Source organism: Peribacillus sp. P4_D6 (genome assembly GCF_056401795.1).
In genome coordinates, this window is the sequence record NZ_JBFUIQ010000045.1 from 21,745 (window position 1) to 28,759 (window position 7,015).

Below are 7,015 nucleotides of genomic sequence, written 5' to 3' on the forward strand. Positions count from 1 at the left end.
TGATGGCCTTGGAGAGAAAACAACGAAAATTAGATCATATAGAATTTGCGCTTAAGACAGGACAGCAGCATCAAACCGGACTAGAAGATATTTCGTTTATTCACCAAAGCTTACCAGGTATTTCCTTGAATAATGTGAACCTCACAGCAGAAGTTGGCGAACTTGAATTAAGTTCGCCAATTTTTATAAATGCCATGACCGGAGGCGGAGGCCCTGAAACGGAAAAATTGAATGGTGACCTAGCCATTGCTGCAAGGGAAACGGGAATCGCCATGGCGGTAGGATCGCAAATGGCAGCCATCAAGGATCCTAGCCAGCAAGCTTCTTTCAAAGTTGTAAGGAAGGAAAATCCTGATGGTGTGTTGATTGGTAATCTCGGTGGTGAAGCAACAGTCGAACAGGCTAAGCGGGCAAGCGAAATGATCGGGGCCGATGCCCTTCAAATACATATTAACGTCATCCAAGAATTGACGATGCCTGAAGGGGACAGGGATTTTGCGGGTACCCTTTCGAGAATAGAAAAAATCAATAAAACGATCGGAATTCCTGTCATCGTAAAAGAAGTTGGATTTGGGATGAGTATGGAAACGGTACGGCAATTACATTCCGTAGGTGTTTCAATCATTGATGTAGGCGGGTTTGGCGGAACGAATTTTGCTAAAATCGAGAATGAAAGACGAGCAAAAATACTCGGATATTTTAATGAATGGGGCATACCGACAGCCGCTTCGATTGTCGAAGCAGTGAATGTTTCACCACAGCTTTCAGTCATTGGGTCGGGTGGCATTCAAAGCCCTTTGGAAATTACAAAAAGCCTGGCGCTAGGAGCGAAAGGTGTCGGATTGGCTGGACATTTCCTCAAGCTCTATAAAGAGTTGGGCTTGGAGCATTTGATTAAAGAAATACATTACATACATGAAGATTTAAAGGTCATCATGACTGCACTCGGATGCGGTAATATCTCAGAGCTAAGAAAATCGAAATTAGTCATCAAAGGAAATACCTATCATTGGTTATCTCAAAGAGGCATTGATTGTTCCGCGTATGCTAAATGAATGACCACAAAAAGGAAGCATCTCATTGGATCGAATGGAGATGCTTCCTTTTTGTTCATGGATAGACTTAACTATTCCTTTTTCGTGCCTCTTCAGGGCTTTCCATTCTTGTTGCCCCTTTATGACCCAGTGATTGGTCCCTGTCGGACTCCACCCGTTTACTTTCTCTTAATTTCTTCTCTTGTCGATCTTTTCCCATGTTCACACCTCCTTTTTAAATGAATGGGGTAAGGTTTCCTCATTAAATGCCGTGCTTAACGTTTATACTTTGAATAAACAACCCATAATGTTCCTAAAAGGGGGGACGCTGCATGGATGGAATTATATTTTATTGGATTTCATGGATAGTTTGGGTCATTGTCATGTATTTTATTCCGAAAACGGTTCCCTTTCGTTTTGATTTTCTTTTTCATCTATTAGCCGTAATGGTATTAGCGGGCTATAAACTGGAGTCTCCGTTGGTTTCCGTGCATTTGAGCGGACCGTATCTTTTCTTTATTCTGTGTGTATATATTAGGAAGAAATCAATCATCAAGATGATGGAACTGATCAGCGGAAGTCTTATTATCACTCTCGCCTATGCGAGTTTTCAACTTTTTTCTTTACTTGATCCAATATGGCTCATAATGAAACCCTCTTATCTTTTGTGTATTTTCCTGAATTATCTTATATTATTACTTTTTAAAAATTGGAAACATCGATTGTTCGTCCTTTTAATTGGGATGCTGCTGGGAGATATCATATATTCCGGATTACTTGCTTACCACTCTTTACCTTATGTGGCCCTTGCTTACGCATGGCATGATAATGCCGTGCTGGTATTGGGAGCAAACATACTGTGGAGAATGTTGGAACTGGTTGGCCAATACATTTATACAATTTCCCATTCGAGATTTTTATCAAAACAAGGAAAAGAGAATTTTAATCAATGAGTATGGAGAAAATTAGTATGGGGTATTAGCTGTTTTATCAAAAGGCAGAAATATAAATGGAACCAATTGGAATTGGAAGGCTTTTATTCATACAATCATTGTTGATTGGCGAGAAATTTGTTACTATAGGATAGTTAGAGGTCTGTAGATAAATCGTAAAATGCTCTAAACAATTAAAAAGGAAGCCGTATGCCGAAGCTTTCTTCATTTTTTTGGGCTGTTTAGAATCAAGTTTTAGCATGCAGAGGTTTCAGCTTCATGTCACCTAAGGAACCGGGGCGTCAAGTGGACAAACCGCCCGTGAATACCTGATGAGTTTAACTGAACATCAGTTGGGATTATCCTTACTGATGAAAGATTCCTTTAAATGATGATGAATACAACCTTTTCCTTTAAAAGGAAATTATGAAAATCAATAATGCAAAGCAACCGTAATAAATGCATTCATGAATTTCGTGACTTTGACAGAGATATAGTAGCAGAAAGGGTGAATAGCAATGCCAAAACCGGTAATTGCGATAGTCGGTCGTCCGAACGTGGGAAAATCGACAATCTTTAATAGAATAGTTGGAGAACGGGTTTCGATTGTTGAAGACGTTCCAGGAGTGACCCGGGACAGGATTTATAGTTCGGGTGAATGGTTGACACATGATTTCAACATTATTGATACAGGTGGAATTGATATCGGTGACGAGCCGTTCCTAGAACAAATTCGCCAGCAGGCTGAAATTGCCATTGACGAAGCTGATGTGATAATTTTTATGACGAATGGTCGTGAAGGTGTAACGGCTGCTGATGAAGAGGTCGCAAAGATACTCTATAAGTCAAGAAAGCCGGTTGTCCTTGCAGTAAATAAAGTCGATAACCCAGAAATGAAAGATCAAATTTATGATTTCTATGCGTTAGGTTTTGGCGATCCATTCCCGATCTCCGGGTCTCATGGACTTGGCCTTGGTGACCTTCTGGATGAAGCGGCTAAACATTTCCCTAAATTTGACGGCCCGGATTATGCTGATGATGTCATTAAATTCAGTTTGATTGGAAGACCGAACGTAGGTAAATCTTCTCTGGTCAATGCATTGTTAGGTGAAGAACGCGTCATTGTCAGTGATATTGAAGGTACGACTCGTGACGCGATTGACTCTCCGTATAAGTATAATGGCAAAGAGTATGTCATTATTGATACAGCAGGGATGCGGAAAAAAGGCAAGGTGTATGAAAGTACGGAAAAATATAGCGTACTTCGTGCATTAAGGGCAATTGAACGTTCAGACGTTGTTCTTGTAGTCCTGAACGCTGAAGAAGGAATTCGTGAGCAGGATAAGAAAATTGCGGGATATGCCCATGAAGCGGGTAGGGCGGTCATCATCGTCGTCAATAAGTGGGATGCCATCGAGAAAGATGAAAAAACGATGAAGGATTTTGAAGAAAAGATCCGTGCTCATTTCCTGTTCTTGGATTATGCGCCAATCATTTATCTTTCTGCCTTAACGAAAAAACGGACACATACCTTAATACCGGTCATTGATCAGGCTAGTGAGAATCATGCTATCCGGGTTCAGACAAATGTATTGAATGAAGTGGTAATGGATGCCGTGGCAATGAATCCGACACCGACTCATAATGGAAACCGTTTGAAAATTTACTATACGACACAGGTAGCCATCAAGCCGCCAACTTTCGTCGTATTCGTTAACGATCCGGAGTTATTGCATTTCTCATATGAGAGATTTTTAGAAAATCGAATTAGGGATGCCTTTGGTTTTGAAGGAACACCAATACGAATTTTTGGACGCCAGAGAAAATAGTAAAGGTGGTTATACCGTGGTAAAAGAAAAAGAAAGTATCGCAGTGATYGGAGCTGGGAGCTGGGGGACTGCTTTAGCGCTTGTAATCGCTGATAACCAGCATGAAGTGAGATTATGGGGACATAATCAGAAACAAATCGATGAAATCAATCAAAATCATACGAATGAAAAATACTTGCCTGGGATTGAATTGCCTTTGGGGATTAAAGGTTATTCTTCCATTAAGGAAGCATTGGCCGGGATTGAAATAATAATCTTGGCTGTTCCGACAAAAGCCTACCGGGAAGTGCTTGGCCAGATTGAAGAGGCTCATGATAAACCGTTGACAATCGTTCATGTGAGTAAGGGAATTGAACCTGATTCCCTGCTTCGTATATCGGAAATGATTGAAGAAGTCTCTTCGTCAGAATGGCTTAAGGATATAGTGGTTCTTTCAGGACCGAGCCATGCAGAAGAAGTCAGTTTACGTCACCCGACAACAGTTGCCGTTTCTTCAAAGAATATGAAAGCTGCCGAAAGGGTTCAGGACATCTTTATCAATAATAATTTCCGTGTATATACGAATCCGGACTTGATTGGTGTTGAAATCGGAGGGGCTTTAAAGAACATCATCGCTTTGGCTGCCGGCATCACAGATGGTTTAGGCTATGGGGATAATGCCAAGGCTGCATTAATGACTCGAGGGTTGGCTGAAATATCCCGTCTAGGGGTGGCCATGGGGGCTAACCCACTAACGTTTTCAGGTTTAGCTGGAATTGGCGACTTGATCGTCACTTGTACAAGCGTTCATTCCCGTAATTGGAGAGCTGGGAATATGCTTGGTAAAGGGCAAAAGCTTGAAGAAGTTTTGGAAAACATGGGTATGGTCGTTGAAGGTGTCAGAACCACTAAAGCAGCCTATCAACTAGCCCAAAAGTACGAAGTGAATATGCCGATCACCGAAGCCCTGTACGATGTTTTATTCAATGGGGAAGAAGTGAAAAAGGCAGTTGACCTTTTGATGAATCGTTCAAAAACGAATGAGATGGAAGAACTTTTTAACATATTGGATAGCAGGCAGCAGGATTAATCTCCAATCTGTTGATTTTCATAAAAGAATTTCATTAAATTAGGCATTTGATGATGCGCCTTGCCGTGTATCAGCATACAATGCAACGAAAGTAAACTAGTAATTTGACCTCGGCACGGGGGATTTAGTCAAATGAGCAGAAGATATCTAAATATCTTCTGCTTTTTTTATTGGCAAAAAATCTTCTGTTTATGAATAATTGAATAGATTATTCGAATTTGCATAAATCATTCTACATATTTCCTTGTTTTTTGTTAAAAATCGACCCTTTTTTTTGGTATGAAAATTGCGAAGTGTAATATGACCAACAATTTATAAGGGAGGCTAGAAAAGTTTGTCTTAACTTTTCTCGCATAAAAGGAAGGGGAATGATACATGCAAACAGGTAATCTGAAAAGGTCATTAAACTTGTGGCATATCGTATTGCTCGGTGTTGGATATATGACGCCGATGGTTGTTTTTGATACATTCGGGATAGTTTCCGAAAAAACCGGGGGGCATGTGCCGACCGCTTATATCATTGCTCTTTTGGCAATGTTGTTTACAGCAGCCAGTTATGGAAAAATGGTTAAAATATATCCGCAGGCAGGATCATCCTATACGTACACACAAAAAACGATCAGTCCGCATTTAGGCTTCCTCGTCGGGTGGTCTTCGTTACTTGACTATTTATTTTTACCGATGGTGAACGGCATTTTGACAAAAATATACTTAACTGCTCTTTTTCCGGAAGTATACCCGTGGATATGGGTGGTGGCATTTGTCCTTTTAATGACAGTCATTAACTTATTCAATGTTAATTTTGCGGCCAACTTTAATAGCTTCCTGGTTTTTTTTCAAATGTTGGTCATCATCATTTTTGGGGCACTTGTCGTTAAAGGAGTCATGGGTGGAGAAGGGACTGGAGAGGTCTTGTCGGTTCATCCATTCATCGGGCCCCATATGGAAATCTCTTCGCTCATAACTGGTGCTACAATCCTTTGTTTTTCTTTTTTGGGATTTGACGCAGTCACTACCTTATCGGAAGAAACACCGAATCCATCCAAAACGGTCCCCCGGGCCATCTTTTTGACTGCCCTGATCGGAGGGGTTTTATTCGTGACGGCATCATTCTTTACACAGTTATTTTTCCCGGATGTTTCCCGTTTTAGCGATCCTGAAGCAGCTTCTCCGGAAATTGCCCTTTTCGTGGGCGGGAAGTTATTTCAGGCATTCTTTCTTGCAGGAACCTTATGCGGTACGCTTGCCTCCGGTCTTGCATCTCACGCTAGTGTTTCTAGGTTGCTATATGTCATGGGGCGTGACCAAATGATTCCGAAAAAACTATTTGGGTTTGTCCACCCCAAGTACAACACGCCATTTTTTAATGTCATTTTTGTCGGGTCGATATCACTGGTTGCCTTATTCCTTGATTTGGTTACGGCCACTTCCCTCATAAACTTTGGGGCATTAATCGCTTTTACCTTCGTGAATATTTGTGTAATCGTCCATTCGATAAGAAACAAAAGCTTCAGAACAATTAAAGGTTTTCTTTCAACTATTCTGTCCCCGGTTTTAGGCGCGGCTTCGGTCTTCATCCTTTGGCTTAATCTCGAGATGAGTTCCTTGATTTTAGGAATAGTCTGGGCGGGAATTGGGATTGTTTATCTTCTATATCGGACAAAATGGTTTACGGAATCCCCTCCGCTATTCCAATTTGAAAAAGCACAGTGAATTTATTCTACTGTTTCATTACACGAGGGAGGGTGTTATATGCCTGATGAGAAATGAAGAGGCCATTAATGCTATTGCTTGTTGTCTATTTCCGTTCATGGCGTTAGCAACATGTATTCAGCGCTTAGGGCAAGAATATGTCGCTTAGTATGGTGCCCGGGAGCTTTCATGGTAATGCTTTTCCCGGCGTACGTTATGTAATGTTGGCAAAGTCATTCCTTCGGCAGGTTCGGTATAGGTTTATATGCAAAAGTCCATTCATACATACGCCTGTTTTTGCAGGTTAGTCGACACTGATGGATTAATTATTCATTTCAATTATATTGCTTTTAATAAATTCCCCTCTGTACTGACCTTTCCATAAGCATTGAATTTACTGATTATTGTGACGGATTCCGTGTCATGGTTGGGAAAGTGGGTGCGAATGCAATGCTGTAC

6 protein-coding genes are annotated in these 7,015 nt (G+C 41.0%); 5 read left to right on the top strand and 1 reads right to left on the bottom strand.

Annotation, left to right across the window (positions count from 1 at the left end):
- Positions 1–8 precede the first annotated feature (8 nt).
- Complete coding sequence (gene fni / locus AC1DVB_RS14955; RefSeq protein WP_106026973.1) at positions 9–1,055, top strand: type 2 isopentenyl-diphosphate Delta-isomerase; 1,047 nt, start codon at positions 9–11, stop codon at positions 1,053–1,055.
- A 67-nt stretch (positions 1,056–1,122) separates the two neighbouring features.
- Here fni and AC1DVB_RS14960 read toward each other — a convergent pair whose 3' ends face one another.
- Positions 1,123–1,254: a YpzI family protein gene (locus AC1DVB_RS14960; RefSeq protein ID WP_065311210.1), complete on the bottom strand. Its 132-nt coding sequence runs from the start codon at positions 1,252–1,254 to the stop codon at positions 1,123–1,125.
- 112 nt (positions 1,255–1,366) lie between these two features.
- Between AC1DVB_RS14960 and AC1DVB_RS14965 the strand changes: the two genes are divergently transcribed.
- From AC1DVB_RS14965 to AC1DVB_RS14980, 4 genes are all read left to right on the top strand, one after another.
- On the top strand, positions 1,367–1,987 hold the full coding sequence (locus AC1DVB_RS14965) for a YphA family membrane protein (protein ID WP_063575741.1): 621 nt from the start codon (positions 1,367–1,369) through the stop codon (positions 1,985–1,987).
- A 497-nt stretch (positions 1,988–2,484) separates the two neighbouring features.
- A complete protein-coding gene (gene der / locus AC1DVB_RS14970; RefSeq protein ID WP_034308039.1) occupies positions 2,485–3,795 on the top strand; it encodes a ribosome biogenesis GTPase Der in 1,311 nt (436 codons plus the stop codon).
- 16 nt (positions 3,796–3,811) lie between these two features.
- The gene (locus AC1DVB_RS14975; RefSeq protein ID WP_034308035.1) at positions 3,812–4,864 is read left to right on the top strand and encodes an NAD(P)H-dependent glycerol-3-phosphate dehydrogenase; all 1,053 of its coding nucleotides are present in this window, start codon (positions 3,812–3,814) and stop codon (positions 4,862–4,864) included.
- 375 nt (positions 4,865–5,239) lie between these two features.
- The gene (locus AC1DVB_RS14980) at positions 5,240–6,577 is read left to right on the top strand and encodes an APC family permease (RefSeq protein WP_057276284.1); all 1,338 of its coding nucleotides are present in this window, start codon (positions 5,240–5,242) and stop codon (positions 6,575–6,577) included.
- The last annotated feature ends 438 nt before the right edge of the window (positions 6,578–7,015 follow it).

Excerpts from the sequence above, each read along its gene's own strand:
- AC1DVB_RS14965 (WP_063575741.1), top strand. The coding sequence starts at position 1,367 with ATGGATGGAATTATATTTTATTGGATTTCATGGATAGTTTGGGTCATT.
- AC1DVB_RS14960 (WP_065311210.1), bottom strand. The coding sequence starts at position 1,254 with ATGGGAAAAGATCGACAAGAGAAGAAATTAAGAGAAAGTAAACGGGTG.
- der (WP_034308039.1), top strand. The coding sequence starts at position 2,485 with ATGCCAAAACCGGTAATTGCGATAGTCGGTCGTCCGAACGTGGGAAAA.
- AC1DVB_RS14980 (WP_057276284.1), top strand. The coding sequence starts at position 5,240 with ATGCAAACAGGTAATCTGAAAAGGTCATTAAACTTGTGGCATATCGTA.